Source organism: Streptomyces sp. NPDC029151 (genome assembly GCF_055564315.1).
Map to the genome: position 1 here is coordinate 714,190 of NZ_JBVHWQ010000001.1, position 24,046 is coordinate 738,235.

General features: G+C 75.1%; 16 protein-coding genes. 6 read left to right on the top strand and 10 right to left on the bottom strand.

Annotated features, from left to right (window positions below; translation table 11 throughout):
* Positions 1-222 precede the first annotated feature (222 nt).
* Together ACZ4VF_RS02585 and ACZ4VF_RS02590 are read right to left on the bottom strand one after the other, a co-directional pair.
* Positions 223-1,443 carry a helix-turn-helix transcriptional regulator gene (locus ACZ4VF_RS02585; protein ID WP_467922676.1) on the bottom strand — a complete coding sequence of 407 codons (1,221 nt, stop codon included), beginning with the start codon at positions 1,441-1,443 and terminating at the stop codon, positions 223-225.
* Between the two features lie 897 nt (positions 1,444-2,340).
* On the bottom strand, positions 2,341-3,150 hold the full coding sequence (locus ACZ4VF_RS02590; protein WP_467922677.1) for a LytR/AlgR family response regulator transcription factor: 810 nt from the start codon (positions 3,148-3,150) through the stop codon (positions 2,341-2,343).
* Between the two features lie 144 nt (positions 3,151-3,294).
* Here ACZ4VF_RS02590 and ACZ4VF_RS02595 point away from each other — a divergent pair, with 144 nt between their 5' ends.
* A complete protein-coding gene (locus tag ACZ4VF_RS02595; RefSeq protein ID WP_467922678.1) occupies positions 3,295-4,338 on the top strand; it encodes a bifunctional class I SAM-dependent methyltransferase/NUDIX hydrolase in 1,044 nt (347 codons plus the stop codon).
* Between the two features lie 4 nt (positions 4,339-4,342).
* On the opposite strand, the gene ACZ4VF_RS02600 is transcribed toward ACZ4VF_RS02595, so the two are convergent.
* The 4 genes from ACZ4VF_RS02600 to ACZ4VF_RS02615 all read right to left on the bottom strand — a co-directional run bounded on the left by ACZ4VF_RS02600 (position 4,343) and on the right by ACZ4VF_RS02615 (position 10,393).
* On the bottom strand, positions 4,343-6,712 hold the full coding sequence (locus tag ACZ4VF_RS02600; protein WP_467922680.1) for a glycoside hydrolase family 65 protein: 2,370 nt from the start codon (positions 6,710-6,712) through the stop codon (positions 4,343-4,345).
* 2 nt (positions 6,713-6,714) lie between these two features.
* Complete coding sequence (locus ACZ4VF_RS02605; RefSeq protein ID WP_467922681.1) at positions 6,715-8,796, bottom strand: xanthine dehydrogenase family protein molybdopterin-binding subunit; 2,082 nt, start codon at positions 8,794-8,796, stop codon at positions 6,715-6,717.
* Between the two features lie 73 nt (positions 8,797-8,869).
* Positions 8,870-9,865: an FAD binding domain-containing protein gene (locus ACZ4VF_RS02610; protein WP_467922682.1), complete on the bottom strand. Its 996-nt coding sequence runs from the start codon at positions 9,863-9,865 to the stop codon at positions 8,870-8,872.
* Positions 9,866-10,393 carry a 2Fe-2S iron-sulfur cluster-binding protein gene (locus ACZ4VF_RS02615; RefSeq protein ID WP_467922683.1) on the bottom strand — a complete coding sequence of 176 codons (528 nt, stop codon included), beginning with the start codon at positions 10,391-10,393 and terminating at the stop codon, positions 9,866-9,868.
* Between the two features lie 236 nt (positions 10,394-10,629).
* On the opposite strand from ACZ4VF_RS02615, the gene ACZ4VF_RS02620 reads away from it, so the two are divergent.
* A complete protein-coding gene (locus ACZ4VF_RS02620) occupies positions 10,630-12,804 on the top strand; it encodes a hypothetical protein (protein WP_467922685.1) in 2,175 nt (724 codons plus the stop codon).
* A gap of 105 nt (positions 12,805-12,909) precedes the next feature.
* Here ACZ4VF_RS02620 and ACZ4VF_RS02625 read toward each other — a convergent pair whose 3' ends face one another.
* On the bottom strand, positions 12,910-14,802 hold the full coding sequence (locus ACZ4VF_RS02625) for an ABC transporter ATP-binding protein (protein WP_467923750.1): 1,893 nt from the start codon (positions 14,800-14,802) through the stop codon (positions 12,910-12,912).
* Positions 14,803-14,988: 186 nt separating this feature from the next.
* Here ACZ4VF_RS02625 and ACZ4VF_RS02630 point away from each other — a divergent pair, with 186 nt between their 5' ends.
* On the top strand, positions 14,989-15,753 hold the full coding sequence (locus ACZ4VF_RS02630) for a crotonase/enoyl-CoA hydratase family protein (protein ID WP_467922686.1): 765 nt from the start codon (positions 14,989-14,991) through the stop codon (positions 15,751-15,753).
* 27 nt (positions 15,754-15,780) lie between these two features.
* On the opposite strand, the gene ACZ4VF_RS02635 is transcribed toward ACZ4VF_RS02630, so the two are convergent.
* Genes ACZ4VF_RS02635 through ACZ4VF_RS02645 form a run of 3 tightly spaced genes read right to left on the bottom strand, consistent with a single transcriptional unit; the run spans position 15,781 to position 19,834 of the window.
* A complete protein-coding gene (locus ACZ4VF_RS02635) occupies positions 15,781-17,007 on the bottom strand; it encodes an NAD(P)/FAD-dependent oxidoreductase (RefSeq protein WP_467922687.1) in 1,227 nt (408 codons plus the stop codon).
* A complete protein-coding gene (locus ACZ4VF_RS02640) occupies positions 17,004-18,407 on the bottom strand; it encodes an FAD-dependent oxidoreductase (protein ID WP_467922688.1) in 1,404 nt (467 codons plus the stop codon). Before ACZ4VF_RS02640 ends, ACZ4VF_RS02635 begins: the two co-directional genes overlap by 4 nt.
* Positions 18,404-19,834 (bottom strand): FGGY family carbohydrate kinase, encoded by a 1,431-nt coding sequence (locus tag ACZ4VF_RS02645; protein WP_467922689.1) that lies wholly within the window; start codon positions 19,832-19,834, stop codon positions 18,404-18,406. Before ACZ4VF_RS02645 ends, ACZ4VF_RS02640 begins: the two co-directional genes overlap by 4 nt.
* A gap of 253 nt (positions 19,835-20,087) precedes the next feature.
* Here ACZ4VF_RS02645 and ACZ4VF_RS02650 point away from each other — a divergent pair, with 253 nt between their 5' ends.
* The 3 genes from ACZ4VF_RS02650 to ACZ4VF_RS02660 all read left to right on the top strand — a co-directional run bounded on the left by ACZ4VF_RS02650 (position 20,088) and on the right by ACZ4VF_RS02660 (position 23,978).
* Positions 20,088-21,074 (top strand): hypothetical protein, encoded by a 987-nt coding sequence (locus ACZ4VF_RS02650; protein WP_467922690.1) that lies wholly within the window; start codon positions 20,088-20,090, stop codon positions 21,072-21,074.
* A gap of 93 nt (positions 21,075-21,167) precedes the next feature.
* A complete protein-coding gene (locus ACZ4VF_RS02655) occupies positions 21,168-22,700 on the top strand; it encodes an amino acid permease (protein ID WP_467922691.1) in 1,533 nt (510 codons plus the stop codon).
* 186 nt (positions 22,701-22,886) lie between these two features.
* Positions 22,887-23,978, top strand: a complete 1,092-nt coding sequence (locus ACZ4VF_RS02660; protein ID WP_467922692.1) for a mechanosensitive ion channel family protein — start codon at positions 22,887-22,889, stop codon at positions 23,976-23,978.
* The last annotated feature ends 68 nt before the right edge of the window (positions 23,979-24,046 follow it).

The window sequence follows — 24,046 nt, forward strand, 5'->3', positions numbered from 1 at the left end:
CATGACTCCTGGCCAATCGGTATGGCTGTTCCGGCAACCCGCCCGGTCCCTTCCGGCCGGCGCTCGCCGACGGGACGACACGACACGGTGAGCGGTGGTGCTTCCCTTGGGGAGGCTACGTGGGGGGAGGGCTGCCACGGCATCCCTCAGGTTGGTAGGGCGGTGGTGGTGGGGGCCGCGCGGAGTCGTCACCTGCGCTGACGGTTCCGCGCCGGCCGGTGGCTACCCGGCCTGCCGGGCCATGGAGGGGCGGACGAGGAAGTCGGGTTCGGGCGTGGTGGCGGGCCGGTCGGCGCGTTCCTCCACCAGGATCCGGTTCCAGGAGCGGGCCAGTTCCACCCGGGAGGTCACGTCGAGCTTGCGGAAGATCTTCTTCAGGTGGAACGCCACCGTGTGCGGGGAGATGTAGAGCTGGCTGCCGACCCGACCGTTGGTGAGGCCCTGGCTGACCAGTTCGGCCACGGCGAACTCGGTGTCGGTGAGCCTGCTGACCCGGGTCCGGCCGCGGGCCGGCCGGCCGCCGTGGTCGTCGAGTTCGCGCAGCCGGCTCTGGACCCGTGCGAGGTCCCGGGAGGCTCCCGCACCGAGGTAGGCGTCGGCGGCGCGCCGGAGCAGGCCGACGGCCCGGTCGCGTTCGGGGACGCGTACGGAGCGCACCCGGCTCGCGTCCTCCAGTGCGGAGGCCCGGGCCCAGGGGTCGAGGTGCCGTGCGGAGGCGGCCTCCAGGGCGTCCGCGTCGCGGGCGTACAGCCCGGTGGCGTGCTCGGCCGCGGCCTGGACGCTGCGGAAGCTGCGGTTCGTCAGGGCGAGCCGGTCCATGGTGCGGACGGTGCGTTCGGCGAGGTCGGTGTCGCCGAGGCGCTGTCCGGCCCGGACCAGCCAGGGGGCCGCGGCGGGCTGGGAGAGGAGCAGTTCGCGGGTGAGGACGTCGTCGTGGAGGATACCCTTCAGCAGGTGGGCCACGCTCTCCATGCCGTCGCGCGCCTCCAGGGCCTGTGCCGCGGCCCAGACGCACTGCCCCGGCATGAGGTTCTCCTGTCCGAGCAGGGCCGCGTCCCGGAGCCGGTTGGCGTACAGCAGGCCGGTCGTCAGGTCCAGGGAGCGGACGGAGCACACGGCCATGACCACGTGGCCGCGGGGTGGGAGTCCGCGGTTGCCGGCCTGGGACGCCAGCCGGAGTCCGGCTTCGGCCGCCGTGGTCGCCTCGGTGAGCCTGCCCCCGGCGAGGTGGATCTCCGCCTCGCACAGCAGCCGCGCCGCCAGGACCTCCGGCCGGTGCGGTCCGTGGGTGACGGTCTCCTCGCCGGAGAGGAGACGTTCGGCCGGCCGGAGGCCGCGGACTCGTGTCAGCAGCGTCGCGTACCAGACGCGCGCCTCCAGCGGCGCCTCGCGGGCGGGGCGTTCTCCCGTGGCCGGTTCCGACGCGGCGGCGGCTAACTCCATGCTTTTGCCGAGTCGTCCGTCGAGCCAGAAGAGTGCTGATTGTGCGACAGAACGGCCTGGTTCGGAAGACGATTCCAGAAGAGTTTGCTCGGATATGACTGAATATCGCGGGGGCACTACAACCTCTGACGTGTAATCGGGTGGCGTTCTGAACTAGTGGGGTAGTCGCGCTCTTACCCGTCGACCGTTTCTCCCGGACCGCGCACACGCTGCTCCCGTCGTCCCCGTCGCGCGTGTGGTCCGGCCGCTTCCGGCCGCCGGCGGTGCCCTGTCCCCTGGTACGGCAGTCCAGGGCCGGGCCCGGAATTGCCGAAAGGTGTCTTGCGTCCGCGCGCGTCCGCCGTCCAGCACGATCACGCACCTCACCGCCGGTGCGTCAGCGCCCGGTCGGCCTCGCTCCGGGAACGCACCGTCTGCGGAACCCGGCCCGGCACAACGCCCGTCGCCCGGAACAGTCCGAATTGGTGCAGGACATCAAGTAACCCCCCTGGCCCGTGACCCAGTTGTCCGTGTTGCCTACACGTGTGATGAACGCAGTCGCGCACGAACGTCACAAGGCTGGCGAGAAATAATGCTCCCGCCACCTACTCGTCGATCCTTCGCACAACGATACGTATTCATTCCGTGAAGCACCACGAATCGCTGTGACGCTGCCGTTAACGCTCCTCGACGACTGACACGGAGCACGCCCGGCCACGGTCGGCGTTCACCAATCCCCCACACAAGTCCCACCCCTGTGGGAGCGGCAAGGCGGCTCGCCGACCCGCGTGTTCCGGGGAATAGCCCTGCCCCGGTCGGCGCCGCCGTGAACGTGACCAACGCCACGGAGCCCGCCCGCCGTTCGGCCGGGGGTGGTACGGCGGGGTCCGGCCACCGTGGCCGAAGCGCTGCGCCGGTTCAGCGCACCCGGCCCGCCGCGCGGCCGGCCAGCAGGTCCCGGAGCTCCCGGGCGTTGCGCCGGCTCACGGCCAGGACCCGGTCGCCGACCCGGACGGTCAGGTTGCCGCCGTCCACGCGGAGTTCCTCGATCCGGCCGAGGGCGACGAGCCGGCTGCGGTGGATCCGCACGAAGCCGCGCGGACGCCACTGCTCCTCCAGGGTGGACAGCGGTATCCGCACCAGATGGCTGCCGCGGCCGGTGTGCAGCCGGGCGTAGTCGCCCTGCGCCTCGACGTAGGCGATGTCGGCCAGGGGCACGAACCGGGTCACGCCGCCCAGTTCCACCGGCACCTGGTCGCCGAAGGGCGACGCCGCGGGCGCGGGGTCCGCGGCGACGGCCCGGCGGGGCCCCTGGCCGGCCCGGACCAGCTCGGCGACCCGCCGTACCGCCTCGGCGAAGCGCTCCTCGCGCAGCGGCTTGAGCAGGTAGTCCACGGCTTTGAGGTCGAAGGCGCGCACCGCGAAGTCCTCGTGGGCGGTGACGAAGACGATCAGCGGCGGTGCGGCGAACCCGCCCAGCAGCCGGGCCAGTTCGAGTCCGCCGAGGCCGGGCATGTCGATGTCCAGGAAGACGACGTCGAAGCCCTCCGGGCCGTCCGGGCCGTCCGCCGCGGCCCGGCCCAGCAGGCGCAGCGCCTCGGTGGCCGACGGGGCGGGTACGACGGTGCCGACCCGGGCGTCCTGCCCCAGCAGGTACAGCAGCTCCGCCAGCGCGGGTTCCTCGTCGTCCACGGCCAGGACCCGCAAGGGCACGTCGGTCACCCTCATCTCCGGCAGCTCCTTCCGTCCTCGGCCGCTCCCCCATGGTGGTACCGCGGACGGGCGCCGTCGAGATCACGGACGGTGGTGTGTCCGGGCCGTGACCCGGTCATGATGCCCCTGTCCGCGCATCGACCGGCAGGAGGAGGCCCGGTGGCACGTCCGAAGCCCGAGGAGTGGGACGCCCACTACGCGCGCGGGGGCCGGTTCCGGCCCCTGGGCCCCGCCGAGCGCCGGCTGCTCGCCGCGCACGTCCCGGCGCCGGCGGACGGGCGCTGTCTGGACGTCGGCTGCGGCACCGGCGAACTCGCCCGGCAGCTGGCCCGGGACGGGTACCGGGTGGACGCCGTCGACCGGTCCGCAGCGGCCCTCACCGAGGCCCGGCGCAGCCCCGCGCCGGGGGTGGCGTACCGGAGGCTGGACATCGAGCAGGACGGTCTCGGCGGACTCCGGCAGGGACCGTACGACCTGATCACCGTCCGGCTCGTCTGGGCGTTCGTCCGGGACCGCACCCGGGTGCTGCACCGGCTGCGGGAGCGGCTGCGTCCCGGCGGCGCGCTGTGCGTGATCACACCGGTCGCGGACGCCGTACCGGAACGCGAGCGCGGCGTGGCCCTGGACGAGGAGGAGATCGAACTGCTCGGCACTGGCTGGGAGTCGGCCGAGCGGTACGACGCCGGCGGTCTGGCCCTGCTCGTCCTGCGGGGCCCCGCACCCGCCCCGCCGGTCTGCGCCGGCAAGGGCCGGCCGTCCCCGCACGCCCTGACCGGAGCGGGGGTGGTCGTCACGGATCCGGCGGGGCGGGTGCTGCTGGGCTGGTCGGTGCGGGGCGTGTGGGAACTGCCCGGCGGCAAGAACGAGCCGGGCGAGGACTTCGCCGCGGCGGCCGTGCGGGAACTGGAGGAGGAGACGTCGCTGAGGGCCGACCCGGCCGGGGTGCGGGTGCGGGCCGTTCTGATGGACGCGGTGCACGGCATCCCGCGGGTGACGGCCGCCGTCCGGGTCGGCCGGTTCACCGGCGAACCGGTCGTCACCGAGCCGCGGCTGGTCCGCCGCTGGGAGTGGCACGAGGTCGCCGACCTGCCCGGCCTGGGCCGCCCGCTGTTCACGCCGAGCGCCCACGTCCTGGACACGGTGTGGCCGGGCCTGCTGCCGGGCCTGCCGCCGGTGCACCGGTACCCGGTCGCGGGCGGTTGAGGGCTCAGTCCGGCAGCACCAGCCGCGCGGTCTCCCCCGGCACCACCGGGATCACCCAGTCCCGCAGCCGCACGTCGATGGGCGACTGGCCGGATTCGGGTACGGCGATCTCCAGCAGTCCGCTGCGCAGCCGCAGCCGCACGCCCCAGTGGCCGTGGTAGCGGATGCTGAAGCCGTAGGAGGACAGCTCGGGCAGCGGGACGGGGTCGAGGGAGAGGCCGCCGCCGCGGGTCTCCAGTCCGCTCAGCCCGCGCTGGACGAGGTCGAGGGTGCCGGCCATCGCGCCGAGGTGGATGCCCTCGCCGGTGGTGCCGCCCTGCAGGTCGGCGATGTCACCGCGCAGCGCCTCCTGGACGAAGCTCCAGGCGTCGGCGCGGCGGGCGCGGGCCAGGATCCAGCCGTGGACCAGGCCGCTGAGGGTGGAGCCGTGACTGGTGCGGTGCAGGTAGTGGTCCACGGTGGCCGGCCAGGTGTGCTCGTCCAGGTGGTGGCCCAGCTGCCGGAACAGCGAACGGAGTTCGGGCGGGGAGAAGAGGTAGCCGAGCATCAGGACGTCGGCCTGTTTGGAGGCCTTGTAGCGGTTGACGGTGTCCCCCTCGGCCTCCAGGATCCGGTCCAGGCGCCGGATGTCCCCGTACCGCTCGCGGTAGCCGTCCCAGTCCAGTTCGGCGAGGTCGCCGTAGCCGTCGAACTGGCTGATCACCCCGTCGTGGAAGGGGACGTGCAGGGCGCGGGAGACCTCCGCCCAGCGGGCCGGCTCGTCGTCGGCGAGGCCGGTGTGCGCGAGGAGTTCGCGGCGGCGCGGCTCGGGCAGGCCGTGCAGCAGTTCCAGGGCGCGGCTGAGCACCCACGCGGCGGTGACGTTGGTGTACGCGTTGTCGTCCAGGCCGGGACGCTCCGCGCCGGGATAGGCGTCGTGGTACTCGTCGGGGCCGACGACACCCCGGATGCGGTACCGGCCGAGGTGGCCGTCCCAGACCGCCGACCGCCCCCAGAAGCGGGCGATCTGCAGGAGCATCTCGGCGCCCTCGCCGTGCCGGAAGTCGGTGTCGCCGGTCGCCTCGCAGTACTGCCAGACGTTGTAGGCCACGGCCGAGCCGACGTGGTGCTGGAGCCGGGAGTGGTCCGGCAGCCACCGCCCGGAGCGCGGGTTGAGGTGCACCTGCTGGGTCTCCTCACGGCCGTCGCTGCCGCTCTGCCACGGGTAGAGCGCGCCGCACCGGCCGAGTTCCCGGGCCGCGTGGCAGGCCGCGTCCAGGCGGCGGTGGCGGTAGCGGAGCAGGGCGCGGGAGACCTCCGGCAGGTGGAGGTTGAGGTAGGGCAGGACGAAGAGTTCGTCCCAGAAGACGTGCCCGCGGTAGGCCTCGCCGTGCAGTCCGCGGGCGGGGACGCCGACGTCCAGGTCGGCGGTGTGCGGCGAGAGGGTCTGCAGCACGTGGAACAGGTGCAGGCGCAGGATGCTGCCCGCCTCGCCGGGCACGTCGAGCGCGGTGCGCCGCCACAGCTGCTCCCAGGCCGCGCGGTGCGACTCCCGCAGCGCGTCGAAGCCGGGTGCGGCGGCCGCCCGTTCGACGGCCGCGCGCAGGGGGTCGCTGATCGCCGGGTCGCGGGAGGTGTGCAGGGCGATGGTCTTGTCGACGGTGACGGTCCGGCCGGGCGGCAGCCGCAGCCGCACCCGCTGCACGGCGCGGTGGACCTCGTTGGCGTGGACGACCGGCGCCCGGGCGGTCAGCCGGGCGGCCAGTCCGAAGCCGATGTCGGAGGTGCGGGTACGGCAGCGCAGCCAGACGAGGCCGGGTGCGGCGGTGCCGACCTGGATGTGGCTGAGGTGCCGGCCGTCCAGGTCGCGGTAGCGGGCGACACCGGAGTTGGTGACACTCCCGTCGAGGGCGGCCTCCACCTCCAGTTCGACGGGGCGCCCTTCGGCGGTCAACTCGGTGCGCAGCGCGGCCAGATGGCGGTCGTCCAGATGGACCAGGCGCTCCTGCCGGACGACGAGGCCGGCGTCGGCGCCGAGGGGGTAGCGGGTGCGGCGCTCCAGCAGGCCGGGGTCGAGGTGGAGCATCTGGTGGTGCTCGCCGACGGGGGCGGTGTCCGGGGTGAGCCAGTCGCCGCCGGCCGGCCGGAAGCGCAGCGGCAGCCAGTTGGGCAGGTTGACCATGTCCTCGTTCTCGACCCGGCGTCCGGCGATCTCCGAGGTGAGCCGGTTGTAGCAGCCGGCCGCGTAGGTGCCCGGGTAGTGGACCTGGTCCGCGGTGCACTCCGGCAGGGCGCCGCGGGTGGCGAAGTAGCCGTTGCCGAGGGTGCACAGCGACTCCCGCAGGCGTTCCTCGGCGGGCCGGTACCCCTCGTACTCCCAGCTGGGCCCGTCCACCGTCAGCCCTCGGACAACAGGCCCGCGAGGACGCGGTCGGGGGTGAGGGGGAGTTCGCGGAAGCGGATGCCGGTGGCGTGGTGGACGGCGTTGCCGAGGGCGGCGGCGGTGCCGACGATGCCGATCTCGCCGATGCCCTTGCTGCCCATGGGGTTCAGGTGGGGGTCGTGCTCGTCGATCCAGTCGGCCTCGACGGCCGGGACGTCGGCGTGCACGGGCACGTGGTACGAGGCGAGGTCGGACTCGGGGAAGTCGCCGAACGCCGGGTCCAGGGTGCTGTGCTCGGTGAGGGCCATGCCCAGGCCCATGATCATGGCGCCGGTGAACTGGGAGCGTGCGGTGCGGGCGTTGAGGATCCGTCCGGCGGCGTACATCCCGAGCAGCCGGCGGACCCGGACCTCGCCGGTGACGGTGTCGACGGCGACCTCCGCGAAGTGCGCGCCGAACGCGTGCCGCGCGTAGGGGCTGTCGGCGTCGGCCGTCCCGGTGGTGTCCGCGCGGACCACCGGTCCCTGTTCGGGGTGCGCGGCGAGCCGGGCGCACGCCTCGTGCACGGCCCAGCCCCAGGAGGCGGTGCCCATGGAGCCGCCGGCCAGCGGGGCGGGCGGCAGATCGGTGTGCCCGATCTCGGTGCGCACCCGGTCCAGGGGCACGCCGAGGGCGTCGGCGGCCACCTGGGCGAGGACGGTACGGGCCCCGGTACCGATGTCGGACGCGTTGAGCCGGACGACGTAGGTGCCGTCGGGCCGGGCCTCGGCGGTGGCGGTGGACGGGGCGATCTGTACCGGGTAGGTGGCGGCGGCGACGCCGGTGCCGATCAGCAGCGGGCCCTCGCGGCGGACGCCGGGGCGCGGGTCGCGGCCGGCCCAGCCGAAGCGGCGGGCGCCCTCGCGCAGGCACTCCACGACGTGCCGGCTGCTGAACGGCCTGCCGCTCACCGGCTCCCGCTCGGGCTCGTTGCGGATCCTCAGCTCCACCGGGTCCACGTGGAGCGCGTCGGCGAGTTCGTCCAGGGCGGACTCCAGCGCGTACATGCCGGGTGCCTCGCCGGGGGCCCGCATCCAGGACGGGCTGGGCACGTCCAGCGGCACCACGTGGTGGGTGCTGCGCAGGTTCGGGGTGGCGTACATGACGCGGGAGACGACTCCGGCGTACTCCACGAACTCCCGGACCCGGGAGGTCTGGGTGGTGACCTCGTGCAGTACGGCGGTGAGCCGGCCGTCGGGCCGGGCGCCGAGCCGCAGCCGCTGGACGGTGGGGGCGCGGTGGCCGACGGTGGTGGGCAGGTCCCGGCGGGGGTAGGCCAGGGTGACGGGCCGGCCGGTGTGCCGGGCGGCGAGCACGGCGAGGACGACGTCGGGGCGTGGGGTCCCCTTGGAGCCGAAGCCGCCGCCGACGTGCTCGGCGACGACCGTGATCCGCTCCTCGGGCAGCCGGAAGAGCTGGGCGAGCGTGGACCGCACGGCCGTCCCGCCCTGGCTGGAGGTGTACACGGTGAGCCGGTCGCCTTCCCAGTGGGCCGTGCTCGCGTGCGGCTCCATGGGGTGGTTGTGCAGGGGCGGCACCCGGTAGGTGACGTCGACGCGGACCTCGGCGGAGGCGAAGGCGGCGCCGGGGTCGCCGTACTCGACGCGGCCGGGCTGGCCGCCCGCCTCCTCCGGGTCGTAGCCGCCCGGGTGGCCGTCGACGGGGCCGGTGTCGTGGGGGGCGGCGTCGTAGGTGACCCGGACGGCACGGGCGGCGGCGCGGGCGGTCTCCGGGGTGTCGGCGACGGCCAGGGCGACGCACCAGCCGCGGTGCGGCACGTCCCGGTTCTGCAGCACGGCGAGCGTGCCGTCCTCGGGGTCGGCGAGCCGGGGGGCGTCGAAGGGGGTGAGGACGGCGACGACGCCGGGCAGGGCGAGGGCGGCCGAGGTGTCGACGGCGCGGACCCGGCCGTGGGCGACGGCGGCGGGCACCGGCCAGGCGTGGGCGCGGCCGGGCAGGGTGTACTCGGCGGCGTAACGGGCGGCGCCGGTGACCTTCTGCCGTCCTTCACGGCGCTCGGCGGGGGCGCCCAGGGCGCTGCCGGTCGTGCCGGTCATGGGGTCCTCCTGCTCCTCCTGCGACGGCTCGGGCCGTGCCGGCGCGGGCTGTGACGGCTGGGGCTGTGACGGCTCAGGCCGGTGCGGGGGCCGGGGCGAGACGGTTCAGGACGTCGAGGGCGAGGTTGTGGGCGAGGGACACCTTGTAGGCGTTGTCCCGCAGGGGCTCGGCGTGCGCGAGTTCCAGGTCGACGGCCCCCTCGAAGGCGGCGTGACTGGCGGGCGCGCCCAGCAGGGCCAGCTCGGTGTGCCGGGCCCGCCAGGGCCGGTGCGCGAGCCCGCCGAAGGCGACCCCGACCTGGTCGACGACACCGTCCGCGACCCGCAGCACGACGGCCACGGAGGCGAGCGCGAAGGCGTACGACGCCCGGTCCCGGGCCTTGCGGTAGGCGGAGGGGACACCGGCGGTGGCGGCCGGGAGCAGCACGCCGGTGACGAGTTCACCGGGGCGGATCCAGGTGTCCCGCTCCGGGTGCTCGCCGGGCAGCCGGTGGAAGTCGGCCACCGGCAGCCGCCGGGGGCCGTCGGTGCCGTACAGCTCTACCTGGGCGTCCAGGGCGGCGAGGGCGACCGCCATGTCCGAGGGGTGGGTGGCGATGCACAGCTCGGAGTGGCCGAGGACCGCGTGGTCGCGGTGGACGCCGTCCCGGGCGCCGCAGCCACTGCCCGGCTCCCGCTTGTTGCACGGTTTGCCCAGGTCCTGGAAGTAGGGGCAGCGGGTGCGCTGGAGCAGGTTGCCGCCGGTGGTGGCGGCGTTGCGCAGCTGCGCGGAAGCGCCCGCGAGGAGCGCCTGGGACAGCGCCGGCCAGCGTTCGCGCACCCGTGGATCGGCGGCGAGGTCGCTGTTGCGGACGGTGGCGCCGACCCGCAGGGAGCCGTCGGGCAGCTCCTCGATGCCGTCCAGCGGCAGCCGGCCGACGTCGACGAGGAGGGCGGGCCGCTCCACGCCGAGTTTCAGCAGGTCGACCAGGTTGGTGCCGCCGGCCAGATAGCGGGCGCCGGGGTGGGCGGCGTGGGCCTCGACGGCCTCCTGGACGCTGCCGGGCCTGAGGTATCCGGGGCCGGTCACTCAGATCACGTCCTCGATCGCCTCGACGATGCGGGGGTAGGCGCCGCAGCGGCACAGGTTGCCGCTCATCCGCTCGCGGATCTCGGGCCGGTCCAGCGGCACGGGCTCCCCGGTGGGGACCGCCGGGTCGGTGACGTGGGAGGGGTGCCCGGCGGCGGCCTCGGCGAGCATGCCCACGGCGGAGCACAGCTGGCCGGGGGTGCAGTAGCCGCACTGGAAGGCGTCGCGGTCCAGGAAGGCCCGCTGGAGCGGGTGCGGCTCCTCGCCGTCGCCGCCGAGGCCCTCGACGGTGGTGACGTCGCTGCCGTCGAGGGTCACGGCGAGCAGCAGACAGCTGTTGACGCGGCGCCCGTCGACCAGCACGGTGCAGGCACCGCACTGGCCGTGGTCACAGCCCTTCTTGGAACCGGTGAGGTCCAGGTCCTCACGCAGCAGGTCCAGCAGCACGCGCCGGTGGTCGACGCGCAGGGTGTGGGGTTTGCCGTTGACCCGGAGGGTGACCTCGGAGTGGGGGGATGCGCTGGTCATGACGGGGAATGACCTTCCGGACGGACGGTGGAGCCGTGCACACCGCGTATCCAGGACACGCCGGGCTCACACGTCCGAAGGTCATCCCCTTCGTTCACGGGTGGTCGGTCACGGACGGTCGCTGCCGGTGGAGTGCTGGTCGACGCCGGTCGGTAGGGTCGCGTGAGCAGGGAGTCGGGCGTCGCGGGGGGACCCGGGACCGGGGTCGGGGCCGGAGGCCGAGGGCCGGGGAGGGTGTGGACGCTGTGGACGGCGCGAACGGCACGGGCGCCGTGAACCTGCCGGAGGACCGGGCGGCGGAGGACACGGGTGCGGGCGGGTGGACCGGGCAGACCGGGGGCACCCCGGCGCCCCACGGCACCGCGCAGGGCCCGGACATCCCCGCCACCGCGAGCCCCTTGGAGCGGTTGCGCGGCCTTGGGGCCGTGGACTGGGCCGCGTTGGAGCACAACTACGGGTCCGCCGCGGACGTGCCGGAGCTGTTGCGGCGGTGCGCCGGGCCGGACGCGGGCGACGCCGAGGACGCGTCGTCCGAGCTGCTCAACCTGCTCTTCCACCAGGGCGGCTGGATCTGCTCCGCCGCCCCGGCCGCGCTGCCGTTCCTGCTCCGCCTGGCCGCGAGGCCGGACGTGCCGGCCCGGCGCGGCCTGCTCGAACTGGTGGCCATGCTGGCGTACGAGGCCGGGCGGATCCCCGACCGGTTCCTGGACCCCGGATGGCCCCCGGCCTGGGCGGCGGCACTGCCCGCGGTGCTCGCCCTGCTCGACGATCCCGACCCGTCGGTCCGGTGCGCCGCCGCGGACGTGGTGGGAGTCGGCGCGAGCCCGGGAGAGTCGACGCTGCCCGCGCTGCTGCGGCGCTGGCGGCTGGAGGACGATCCGGTGGCCCGCCTGGACCTGGTCCTCGCCCTCGGCCGGGCCGCCCTGCGCGAGCCGGCCGGGGCGTACGCCGGCGAGGTGCGCCGTCTCCTGCGCGACCTGCTCGACGCCCCCGAGGCCCAGCTCCGGCTGGCCGCGGTGCACGCGCTGGCCCCGGCGGACCCGGGGCTGCCCGCGCGCCGGCTGGACCTGCTGCTGGAAGCGGTACGGGACCCCAGGGTCGCGCTGTGGCAGCGCACCAGCGCCGTGGAGGCCGGTGTCCAGGGTGTCCACCACTGGACCGCCGCACTGCTCGAAGGACCGGCCCCCGGCTTCACCCTCGGCCTGCTCGCCGACCACCCCGACGACGAGCAGCGGACCGGCGCGCTGGCCCAGGCGGGCGCGGTGCTGGCCCGGTGGCGTTCCCCGGCCGCCGTGCTGCTGCCGCGCGTCGCGGCCCGGCTGGACGACCCCGCCGCCGAGGTCCGGTACCGGGCGGCGGAGCTGCTCGCCTGCCTCGGTCCGGCCGCCGCGGCCCACGCGGACGCCGTCGCCGCGCTGCTCGGGGACACCGCCGGGGCGGCCCGCCACCAGGCTTCCGTCGGTGAGGCCGCCGTGTGGGCACTGGCCCGGATGAACGACCCGCGCTGTCTGCCCGCGCTGACCGGCCTGCTGACCGGCGAACAGCCCGGCGAGCAGCCCGGCGCACCGTCCGGGGAACGGTCCGGATTCGCGACGGCCGGTGTGCATCTGCCCGCCGGCGACTGGCACCCCGCGATGCTCCCGGCGCTCGACGAGGTCCTGGTACGTCTTCCGGACCACGCCGGGGCGCTGCTGCCGGCGCTCTGCGCGCGGCTGGACCCGGCCACGGACCCCCTGCTGCTCCGGCGCCTGTGCCGGGTGCTCGCCGAGTGGGGGCCGCGGGCGGACGCGGCGGTCCCCCGGCTGCTCGCCCTCCTCGCCGACGACCGGACCTGGACGTCCGCCGCGACGGCACTGGCCGGCATCGGTGCGGCGGGCGCCGACGCCGCGGAGCCGCTGTCGGCCCGCTCGGCCGGCGCCGGCGCGGACGCGGACCTCGCGGCCTGGGCGTACTGGAAGGTCACCGGGGAGCCCGGCCGGCTCCTGGAGCGGCTCCCCGTCGCCGGAGACCTCCCCCTGAAGACCCTGCGCCGACTGGCCGGCCTCGGCGCGCACGCCGCCCCCTGGGCGGACCGGCTCCGGACGCTGACCGCCGACCGCGAGCCCTGGGCCCGTGTCGAGGCGGCCCACGCCCTGTGGGCCGCGACCGGCGACACCGAGCACACGGTCCCGGCGCTCACCTCGGCCGTCCGGGGCCTTGCCGAGGGCTCGTACCTGCCGGTCATGCTGCCGGCGGTACGCCACCTGGCCCGGATCGGCCCCGCCGCCCGCGCCGCGGCCGGCCTCCTGCGCGCCGTACCGGCCCACGACGGCCGCTACCGCTCCGCCGGCGGCTGGCGGGGCTTCATCCAGGACGAGGAGTTCCGAGGAGCCGTCGGCGCCCTGCTGACCGCCTGCGACGGCCCTGCCTGACCGGCGGCGGCCCCCAACCGCCACCCTCGCTCACACCCCCGTCCCCGGCGCCGGGCCTGCGCTCACACCGCCGGCCCCGGCGCTCCCACCGCCGCCCCGGCCCTCTCACACCAGCGGCACCCCCGCCGCCCCCTCCGTCTCCTCCCGGTCCGCGAACTGGGTGCGGTACAGCTCGGCGTAGCGGCCCCCGCCCGCGAGCAGTTCCTCGTGGGTGCCGCGTTCCACGATGCGGCCGGACTCCACGACGAGGATCTGGTCGGCGGCGCGGACCGTGGACAGGCGGTGGGCGATGACCACGGCGGTGCGGCCCTCCAGGGCCTCGGTGAGCGCCTCCTGGACGGCGGCCTCGGAGGTGTTGTCGAGGTGGGCGGTGGCCTCGTCCAGGATGACCACGCGCTGGCGGGCCAGCAGCAGCCGGGCGATGGTCATGCGCTGGCGTTCGCCGCCGGAGAGCCGGTAGCCGCGCTCGCCGACGACGGTGTCCAGGCCGTCGGGCAGGGACCGTACGACGTCGGCGAGGCGGGCGCGGCCGAGGGCGTCCCACAACTCGTCGTCACTGGCGTCGGGGCGGGCCAGCAGCAGGTTGGCGCGAACGGTGTCGTGGAAGAGGTGGCCGTCCTGGGTGACCATGCCGAGGGTCGCCCGCAGGGAGGCGGAGGTGAGGTCGCGGACGTCGACCCCGCCGATGCGGACCGCGCCGGCGTCGACGTCGTACAGCCGCGGCAGCAGTTGGGCGATGGTCGACTTTCCGGCGCCGGAGGAGCCCACGAGGGCGACGGTCCGGCCGGGTTCGGCGCGGAAGGAGATGCCGTGCAGCACCTCGGAGCCACCGCGTGTGTCGAGCGCGGCGACCTCCTCCAGGGAGGCGAGGGAGACCTGGTCGGCGGCAGGGTAGGAGAAGCGGACGTCGTCGAACTCGACGGCGACCGGGCCGTCGGGCACCTCGCGGGCGTCGGGCTTCTCGGCGATGAGCGGCTCCAGGTCGAGCACCTCGAAGACCCGCTCGAAGCTGACGATCGCGCTCATCACCTCGACCCGGGCCCCGGCGAGCGCGGTCAGCGGGGCGTACAGCCGGGTCAGCAGCAGGGCGAGGGAGACCACCGCGCCGGGCTCCAGGGCGCCGCGCAGCGCGAACCAGCCGCCGAGGCCGTAGACGAGGGCCAGGGCGAGGGCGGAGACGAGGGTGAGGGCGGTGATGAAGAGCGACTGTGCCGTGGCCGTGCGGACACCGATGTCCCGGACCTGGGCGGCCCGCGCCGCGAACTCGGCCGACTCCTCCTCCGGGCGGCCGAACAGCTTGACCAGGGTGGCGCCGGGGGCGGAGAACCGCTCGGTCATCCGGGTGCCCATGGCCGCGTTCAGCGCGGCCGCCTCCCGCTGCATCCGGGCCATCCGGCTGCCCATGCGGCGGGCGGGCAGCACGAACACCGGCAGGAGGACGAGGGCGAGCAGGGTGATCTGCCAGGAGAGGGTGAGCATCACCACGAGGGTGAGCAGCAGGGTGACCAGGTTGCTGACGACACCGGAGAGGGTGTTGGCGAACGCCCGCTGGGCACCGATCACGTCGTTGTTGAGACGGCTGACCAGCGCCCCCGTACGGGTACGTGTGAAGAACGCGACGGGCATGCGCTGCACGTGATCGAACACAGCCGTGCGGAGGTCGAGGATGAGTCCCTCCCCGAGCGTCGCCGACAGCCGGCGGCCGAGGATGCCGAGCCCCGCCTCCGCGAGCGCCACGAGCGCGATGAGCAGGGAGAGCCGGACCACCGTGCCGGAGTCGTGGCCCGCCACGATCGCGTCGACGACGCGGCCGGCGAGCACGGGGGTCGCCACGGCGAGCAGGGCGGTCACCACCCCGAGCAGGACGAAACGGACGATGCCGGCGCGGTGCGGGCGGGCGAAGGCGGCGATGCGGCGCAGCGTGGCGCGGGCGAACGGGCGACGCTCGGACTGCGCGTTCATCACGCTGTGCAGCTGCGTCCAGGCGGTGGTCTCCATGCTCATGGAAGAGACCGTAGAACCTCAAGGTTCGTCGAGGTCAATGCCCCGCGACGGTTCACCCGCCGTCGGGACGTCCCGAAGACCCGGAACATCACCGTACGGCTGCCGCTGGTGCCGGTGCGGCTGAGGGTCGTCTGCGGCACAGTGGGGCCTTCGAGTCCCCTCCGAGAAGGAGCACCCACCGTGCCGGTCCGCACAGAACGCAAGGGGTACGTCACCACGGTCGTCCTGTCCCGGCCGGAGGCCCGGAACGCGGTGGACGGTCCCACGGCCGCCGAACTCGCCGCCGCTTTCCGGGCGTTCGAGGCGGACGACGGTGCCCGGGTGGCGGTGCTGTGGGGCGAGGGCGGCACCTTCTGCGCGGGCGCGGACCTGAAGGCGATCGGCACGGAACGCGGCAACCGGGTCGCGGAGGACGGCGACGGGCCGATGGGGCCGACGCGGATGCGGCTGTCCAAGCCGGTGATCGCGGCGGTGGCCGGGCACGCGGTCGCGGGCGGTCTCGAACTCGCCCTGTGGTGCGATCTGCGGGTCGCGGAGGAGGACGCGGTGTTCGGGGTGTTCTGCCGCCGCTGGGGCGTGCCCCTGATCGACGGCGGCACGGTACGGCTGCCCCGGCTGATCGGGACCGGCCGCGCCCTGGACATGATCCTCACCGGCCGCCCGGTCCCGGCCCGCGAGGCGTACGAGACGGGTCTGGTGAACCGGCTGGTCCCCGCCGGGCGGGCCCGCGGCGAGGCCGAGGCGCTGGCGGCGCGGATCGCCGGCTTCCCGCAGGCCTGCCTGCGCAGTGACCGTGCGTCGGTCCTGGAGCAGGAGGGGCGGGACGAGGAGACGGCGCTGCGCGGCGAACTCCGGTGGGGCACGGGTGTGCTGGCCGGGAGCGCGGAGGGCGCCGCCCGGTTCGCGTCGGGTGCCGGACGGCACGGGTCGTTCACGGACTCGTGAACCGCCGCTCCCGCCGCGGCCCCCGGCTCAGCCCGTGCTCACCCGTACCTCCCCGCCCGCGGGGTCGACGCGGTCGTGCCAGCGGGCGCCGAGGGTCAGGGTGCGGTCGGGCAGGGCGGTGGGACGGCGCTCCCGGTGGAGGAGGCGGCCGTCCTGGTGGACGTACAGGACCGGGCGGGTCAGCGGGATCGCGGTGCGCAGGACGTGAGGGGCCGGCGGGGCGTCCGGGGTGACGCGGTTCGGGGCGATCCAGCGCAGCGGCGCCTCGACGGCCACGGGGACGCCCGGGTCCGGCCAGGGCGCGCCCGCCAGGAAGTCCAGCACCGCGCCGGCCGCCCGGGCGCCCTCGCGGGCCGCGGTGCCGGCGGGCTCGACGGCGTGCAGGACGTTGCCGGCGGCGAAGACACCGGGGCGCGAGGTGTGCAGGGCGGCGCCGACGGCGGGTCCCCGGGTGCCCGGATCGAGGACGAGGCCGCCGCGCCGGGCCAGTTCGTGGTCGGGCACGAAGTCGCCGGTGAACACCACGGTGTCGCAGGGCAGTACGGTCGTACGGCCGTCCCGGTGGCGGACGCGGACGCCCGACAGCCGTCCGTGGCCGAGGAGTTCGGTGACGGTGGTGCCGGTCAGCAGGGGGACGCCGAGGCCCAGCCGGGCCGCCTGGGCGCGGACGCGGCCGGTCTGGGCGCACGGGTGCCGTGTGACGAGGGCGACGACCTCCGCGCCGGCCGTGCGGAGGGTGCCGGCCGCGGCGTAGGAGACGTCCGACGCGCCGACGACGACGGCGCGGGTGCCGATGTGCTGTCCGAAGAGGTGGACGGACTGCTGGAGTTCGCCGGTGGTGTAGACGCCGGCGGGGCGGGTGCCGGGTACCAGGCGGGCGGCGCGGGGGCGTTCGCGGGCGCCGGTGGCGAGGACGACCGCCCGGGCCTCGACCGTCTCCGGGCCGCCGGGTCCGACGGTGTGGAGCACGGGGCCCGCCGCCGCCCAGTCCAGCGCCGTCACCCCGGTCCGCAGGCCGGCGCCCGCGCGCTCGGCGGCCCGGGTGAGCAGGCGGGCGTATCCGGGGCCGGTCAGCGGGTGCGTCCAGGTGCCGAAGCCGCCGTGCGCGCAGTGCCGGGGCACTCCGCCGGGCCGTGCCTCCCGCTCCAGCACCTCCACGCGTCCGGCGCCCGCGGCGGCCAGCCGTGCGGCGGCGGCGAGCCCGGCGGGACCGGCCCCGACGACGAGGACGTCCACGGACCGCGGGGCCGTCACGGCCTCGCCCCCCGTTCGAACAGCTCCCGTACCGCGGCCCCGCAGAAGAAGCCCTGGCAGCGGCCGGCCCGGGCCCGGGTACGGCGGCGCAGGCCCTCCAGGCTGCGCGGCGGGACCGTACTGGCGAGGGCATCGCGGATCTCGCCGCGGGAGACGCGCTCGCAGTGGCAGACGAGGGTGCCGTACTCGGGGTCGGCGGCGACGAGGTCGGGCCTGAGGCAGGGGCGCGGGAAGGCCTCGCCGAGGTTGGGCATGGCCGGCGGCTCCGGCTCGCGGACCGGCCCCGGGTCGAGCCCGTTCTCCGCCAGCAGGCCCGTGACGTGGGCGGCGATGGCCAGGGACGCGGTCAGTCCGGTGGAGCGGATGCCGCCGACGGTGACGTACGCCTGCTCCGGGTGGGCGGTGATGCGGTAGTCCTCGTGTCCGGTGGCCGCGCGCAGCCCGGCGTACACCGCGGTGACCTCCTCCTCCAGCAGGGCAGGCAGGATGCGCCGGCCCTGGTGGAGGAGCGCGGCCGTCCCGTCGGCGGTGGATCCGGTGGCCCGCTTGTCGTCGAGGTCCTCGGCGGTGGGGCCGAGCAGGACGTTGCCGTGGACGGTGGGGGCGACCAGGACGCCCTTGCCGAGAGCGGTCGGTACGGGGAGGAGGATGTGCCGGACGAGGGGACGGGCGAGCTTGTCGTAGACCAGGAGCTGGCCGCGGCGCGGGGTGACGGTGAAGTCCTCGTGGCCGAGCGCGCGGTCCAGGGTGTCGGCGTGCAGCCCGGCCGCGTTGACCAGGTGGCGGGCACGCAGGGTGCCCCGGCTGGTGGTCAGCAGGTGCCCGTCCGCCGAACCGACGTGCCGTACGGCCGTGTTCAGGTGCAGGTGGACTCCGGCGCGGACCGCCTGGGTGGCGTAGGCGAGGGTGGTGGTCCAGGGGCAGATGATGCTCTCGCCGGGGACGTGCAGGGCGCCGAGCGCACCGGGGCCGAGGTGCGGCTCGCGGGCGTACAGCTCCCCGGGGCCCAGCAGGACGGCGTCGGGGTACGCGTTGCGCTCGGCCTTCTCGGCCAGCCGGGGCAGTGTGGCGAGCTGTTCCTCGTCCCAGGCGACCAGCAGGGCCCCGACCCGTTCCACGGGGATGCCGGTCCGCGCCGCGTAGGCGCCGAGCCGCGCGTGTCCCTCGCGGACCAGGCGGGCCTCCAGGGTGCCGGGGGTCGCGTCGAAACCGGTGTGCAGGATCGCGGTGTTGGCCTTGGAGGTGCCCTGGCCGACGTCGTCCTGGGCCTCGACCAGGGCGATGCGCAGACGGGGGTGGCGGGCGAGTTCGCGGGCGATGGCGCAGCCGACGACGCCGGCGCCGACGACCGCCACGTCGTACGGCGCCGAGGGCAGCGGGCCGGCCGCGGTGACCGTCACGAGCCGAGGAGGGCCGCGACGGCGGCACGGAACCGGGCGCGGCGTTCGGCGGCCCGGCCGGCCGGGATGCGGGGCTCGTACACGGCGGCGGGCTCCGCGTCGGGCAGGGCGTCCTCGACGCTCAGTCCGGGCTGTGCGCCGAGGCGGGCGAGGGCGGCGGCGCCGAGCGCGGTGGCGTCGGGCAGCGCGGACACCTCGACGGGGCGCTGCAGCAGGTCGGCCTGGGTCTGCATGAGGAGCGCCGAGCGGGTGAGGCCGCCGTCGACGCGGAGCGCGGTCAGGGGTGCGCCCAGGTCGCCCTCGGCGGCCTCGGCGAGTTCGGCGACCTGGGCGGCGATCCCCTCGCACAGGGCGCGCACCAGGTGCCCGGGGGTGGTGTCGAGGCCGAGGCCGGTGAGGGAGCCGCGTACGTCGCCGCGCCACCAGGGGGCGGCGAGTCCGGCGAGGGCCGGGACGAAGGTGACCCCGCCGCTGTCGGAGGCGGTGCCGCCGACCCGGTCGAGGTCGGCGGCGGAGGAGAGGACGCCGAGGTCGGTGAGCCAGCGGACGGCGGAGGCGGCCGTGTAGACCTGGCCGTCCAGGCAGTAGCTGGTGGTTCCGGCGAGCCGCCAGGCCACGCAGCTGACCAGGCCGGAGCCGCCGCGCCGGGGGCGGTCGCCGGTGTGCGCGAGGAGGAACGCGCCCGTGCCGTAGGTGCACTTGGCGGTGCCCGGGGCGGTGACGCGCTGGGCGAGCAGGGCGGCCTGCTGGTCGACGATCAGTCCGGTGAGCGGGATCTCGGGGCCGAACGCCCGGGTGGTGCCGACCGGTCGGGCCGCGTCGGTCACCTCCGGCAGGTCCTCCCCGGCCAGGCCGTAGAGGTCGAGGGCGCGGGGGGACCACTCGGCGCGGTCCAGGTCCAGCAGCTGGGTGCGGCCGGCGGTGGCGGCGTCGGTGGCGAAGGCGCCGGTGAGGCGGTGCACCAGCCAGGCGTCGGAGGTGGTGACGACGCCCTCGCGGGTGAGGTGGCGGCGGATCCAGGCCATCTTCGGCGCGGCGAAATAGGGGTCGATGGGCAGCCCGGTCAGCTGCCGCAACTCGTCCGCGTGGCCGGCGAGTCCGGCGCAGACGCTCTCGGCCCGCCGGTCCTGCCAGACCAGGGCGTCGGTCAGCGGTCGGCCGGTGGCCGGGTCCCAGGCGAGGACGGTCTCGCCCTGGTTGGCGAGGCCGAGCGCGACGACGTCCTCACCGGCCTCGGCGAGCGCGCGCCGGCCGGCCTCGACCACCGAGTCGTACAGCCGCGCGGGGTCCGCCTCGACCAGGCCGCCGGGCAGATGGCGGGGGCGGACCTCGGCGAACGCGCTGCCGAGGACGCCGCGTTCCGGGCAGACGACGAGGGCCTTGGTGCCGGACGTGCCCTGGTCCACGGCGAGCACCGGCCCGGTCATCGCACGCCCTCCGCTCCCGCCCCGAAGATCACCGCGCCAGCCTGCCGCCGCCCCGGGTCCGGAGTCAAGGTCTCCCCCGGATTGGCCAAGTAGGCGTGTTGATAGTTGACTTGGCAACAATGGCTCGTCGCAACGCGCACCTCTATAGTGACCGCCGACCACACGAGGTATCTCCGTCACCGCCCAGGGGAGGGCTGTTGCAACGTCACCCCGCCACCACGCCCGTGCGCCCGTGGCCGGGGGTCCGCGCCTGATGGCCAGAGACGGAGCCCGCCCCTCCTACGACCCCGCCGGCCCCGACCACGCCCTGCGCGCCGCCCTCCAGGATCTGCGCACCGGCCGCTGGATGGCCATGCGCACCCTGCTCGCCGAGACCACGCAGGGGTGGCAGTGGACCCAGCGCACCCAGGTGCTCGCCGCGGCCGCGGCCGGCACCGACGTGGTGCGGGCCTGGCTCGCCGAGGAGCCGGGCAGCCCCCACGCGGTGGTGATGCACGCCCGGGTCGGCGTGGAGCGGGCCCTGCGCGCCCGGCGGGAAGGGCACCGCCGTACCCACGAGTTGTGGATCGAGGCCTGGGACGCGGCCCAGTCGGCCACCGCGGCCGCCCCGCGCGACCCGGTGCCCTGGGTGTGCCTGCTGGCGCTGGCCCAGCTCGATCCCGAGCAGCGCTGGGAGGAGCACCGGGTCCCCGCTCCGGAGCCGCTGCTGCCGCCGGGCCCCTGGGGGCTGCTGGCCGAGGCCGGCCGGCGTGACCCGTTCAACCGCGAGGCCCACCACCGGATGCTGCAGTTCCTGTACGCGCGCGGTGGTTCGGGCCGGCTCGCCGAGGCCGCCGGGTACGCGCAGTGGGCGGCCGGCCAGGCCCCGCCCGGTTCCGCGCTGCACCTGCTGCCGCTGTACGTCCGGGTCGAGCGGTACCGCCGGGAGAGCGGGCACGACGCGGCGCTGGACCTGCACTGGGTGGCGGAGGAGGCGGCCCGCGAGGCACAGCGCGCACTGCACTCCTGGTTCGAGCGGACGGAGCCCGCCGAGCGCGCGCTGCCGGACCTCAACCATCTGGCCCACGCCCTGTGGGGTTCGCTCCAATTCCGGGAGGCGGCGCGGGTGTTCGAGGCGATCGGCCCCTGGTTCACGCCCCCGCCCTGGATGTACCGCACCCCGGACCGGGAGCGTGCGGTGGAGGTCTTCGTCCAGGCCCGGGCCCGCTGCCGGGCCGCCGCGGAGGATCCCCGCCCGTGAACTCCCGGCCGGCTCCGGCACCCGCTTCCCGCCGGCGCACGGCCGGTTGAGCACTCCCCGTTTCGCAAGCCTGTCGATTCCGGAGGTTTCCGCATGTCCCGCACCCCCGACCCAGCGCCGTCCCCCGGTCTGCCGCAGCAGGACGAGGAGCAGCGGCTGCGCGAACTCGGCTACCGGCCGGTGCTGGCCCGCCGCATGGGCGGCTTCGGCAACTTCGCGATCAGCTTCTCGGTGATCTCGATCCTGTCCGGCTGCATGACCCTGTACGGCTTCGGCCTGAACACCGGCGGCCCCGCCGTGATGCTGTGGGGCTGGGCCGGCGTCGGCCTGTTCGTGCTGTGCGTCGGCCTCGCGCTCGCCGAGGTCACCAGCGCCTACCCGACCTCCGGCGCCCTCTACTACATGGCGGACCGGCTCGGCGGCCGGCGCTGGGGCTGGTACACCGGCTGGCTGAACCTGCTCGGCCTGCTCGGTGCGATCGCCGGCATCGACTACGGCGCCGCCCTGTTCACCGGCGCGTTCGCCAACCTCCAGTGGGGCTTCGAGCCGACGCCCGGCAGAACCATGCTGATCTTCTGCGCCATCCTGCTGCTGCACGCGGTGCTGAACCTGTTCGGCGTCCGCCTGGTCAGCGTGCTCAACTCGGTCAGCGTGTGGTGGCACCTGGCGGGCGTCGCCCTGATCGTCGGCGCGCTGGCGGTCTTCCCCGACCACCACCAGTCGCCGTCCTTCGTGTTCACGAAGTTCGTCAACGAGACCGGCTGGCACAACCCGCTGTACGTCGCCGCGGTCGGCCTGCTCCTCGCGCAGTACACCTTCTCCGGCTACGACGCCTCCGCCCACCTGTCCGAGGAGACCTCGCACGCCTCGGTGGCCGCCTCCCGCGGCATCGTCCGCGCCATCTGGGCCTCCTGGCTGGCCGGTTTCGTGCTGCTGGCCGGTCTGACCTTCGCCATCCAGGACTACGACGCCACCCGCACCAGCGCTACCGGTGTGCCGCCCGCCCAGATCCTGCTCGACGGTCTCGGCACCGACGGCGCGAGCGCGCTGCTCCTCGTCGTCGTCGTCGCCCAGCTGTTCTGCGGGAACGCCGAGGTCGCCGCGGCCAGCCGGATGGTGTTCGCGTTCAGCCGGGACGGCGCGCTGCCCGGCTCGCACCTGTGGCGCAAGGTGAGCGGCCGCACCCAGACCCCGGTCGCCGCCGTCTGGCTGTCCGTCGTCGTGGCCTGCGTCCTCGCACTGCCGTCGCTGTACTCGGCGACGGCGTACAACGCGGTGACCGCCATCAACGTCATCGGTATCACCCCGGCCTACGCCATCCCGGTGTACCTGCGGCTGCGCGCCGGAGACCGCTTCCGGCCGGGACCGTGGCACCTGGGCCGGTGGAGCAGGCCGATCGGCTGGATCGCCGTCGTCTGGGTGGCCTGTGTGACCGTCCTGTTCTGCCTGCCCCAGGCGTCACCGGTCACCGTCGGCTCGATGAACTACGCCTCCGTCGCCCTCGCCGTGGTCCTGGTCCTCGCCAGTGTCTGGTGGTACGTCGCCCGCCGCTCGTACGGCACTCCCACCACCGCGGCGTACGGCAGCGACCGCGACCAGGCGGAACTCGCGGAGGGCATCGTCTGACGACCGCCCGAGGAGCGCCGTCCCGGTACGAACTGGCGTTCCGGATACGGCAGGATGAGCGAGCGCGCCGGTCAGCGGAGTTCCCCCGGCCGACGCGCTCGCACATTCCGGACTTCGAGCAGGTGACAACGTGACGAGACTTCACATACGGCTCTCCGCAGCGGCCGCGCGCCCCGGGGGTGACCGGTGAACCGTGCGCTGACCCTGGACGACCTCCTCCTCGCCGGGATCGCCCTGGCCGCCGGCCTGGTGCTCGCCTTCATGTCGCGCACCCTGCTGCGCTGGCTGGCCAAGCACGCCAAGCGGACCCGGTGGACGGGCGACGACGTCATCGTGGACGCGCTGCGCTCGGTCGTCCCGTGGGCGGCGATCGCGGGCGGCGCGGCGGCGGCGACGGCCGTGCTGCCGTTCACCCGGACCATCCAGCACCACGTCGACCAGGCCCTCCAGGTCTGGCTGATCGTCGTGGTGACCTTCTCCGCGGCCCGGGTGATCGCCGGCCTGGTCCGCTCGGTCACCCAGTCCCGCTCGGGGGTGGCGGGCTCGGCGACCATCTTCGTCAACATCACCCGGGTCCTGGTCCTGGCCATCGGCTTCCTGGTCGTCCTGCAGACCCTCGGCATCTCGATAGCACCGCTGCTCACCGCCCTGGGCGTGGGCGGTCTGGCGGTCGCCCTGGCCCTGCAGGACACGCTCGCCAACCTCTTCGCGGGCGTCCACATCCTCGCCTCGAAGACGGTCCAGCCGGGCGACTACATCCGGCTGAGCAGCGGCGAGGAGGGCTACGTCGTCGACATCAACTGGCGCCAGACGACGGTCCGCCAGCTCTCCAACAACCTGGTGGTCATCCCCAACGGCCAGCTCGCCAAGGCGAACATGACCAACTACACGCGCCCCGAGCAGGAGCTGACCGTCCTGGTGCAGGTCGGGGTGGGCTACGAATCCGACCTGGAGCACGTGGAGCGGGTGACCGCGGAGGTCGTCGCGGAGGTGATGAGGGACGTCACGGGCGCCGTGCCCGACCACGAGCCGGCCATCCGCTTCCACACCTTCGGCGACTCCCGGATCGGCTTCACCGTGATCCTCGGCGTCGGCGAGTTCAGCGACCAGTACCGGATCAAGCACGAGTTCATCAAGCGCCTCCACCGCCGCTACCGCGAGGAGGGCATCCGCATCCCGGCCCCCACCCGCACGGTCTCGCTCCAGCAGGGCTCGGCGGTGATCCCGCAGCAGCGCAGCGGGGAGGACGTCGTGGGCGGGGCGGTCCTGTCCGACTAGGAGCGGCGCGGCGGCGCCCCCTCGCCGGCCCCCTCGTGGGAGCCGTCGGTGATCTTGGGCATCCGTAG

Bases quoted from the DNA above. Each gene is read 5' to 3' on its own strand.
- ACZ4VF_RS02590 (WP_467922677.1), bottom strand. From the start codon at position 3,150: ATGAGGGTGACCGACGTGCCCTTGCGGGTCCTGGCCGTGGACGACGAG.
- ACZ4VF_RS02585 (WP_467922676.1), bottom strand. From the start codon at position 1,443: ATGGAGTTAGCCGCCGCCGCGTCGGAACCGGCCACGGGAGAACGCCCC.
- ACZ4VF_RS02625 (WP_467923750.1), bottom strand. From the start codon at position 14,802: ATGGAGACCACCGCCTGGACGCAGCTGCACAGCGTGATGAACGCGCAG.
- ACZ4VF_RS02615 (WP_467922683.1), bottom strand. From the start codon at position 10,393: ATGACCAGCGCATCCCCCCACTCCGAGGTCACCCTCCGGGTCAACGGC.
- ACZ4VF_RS02650 (WP_467922690.1), top strand. From the start codon at position 20,088: ATGGCCAGAGACGGAGCCCGCCCCTCCTACGACCCCGCCGGCCCCGAC.
- ACZ4VF_RS02605 (WP_467922681.1), bottom strand. From the start codon at position 8,796: ATGACCGGCACGACCGGCAGCGCCCTGGGCGCCCCCGCCGAGCGCCGT.
- ACZ4VF_RS02655 (WP_467922691.1), top strand. From the start codon at position 21,168: ATGTCCCGCACCCCCGACCCAGCGCCGTCCCCCGGTCTGCCGCAGCAG.
- ACZ4VF_RS02645 (WP_467922689.1), bottom strand. From the start codon at position 19,834: ATGACCGGGCCGGTGCTCGCCGTGGACCAGGGCACGTCCGGCACCAAG.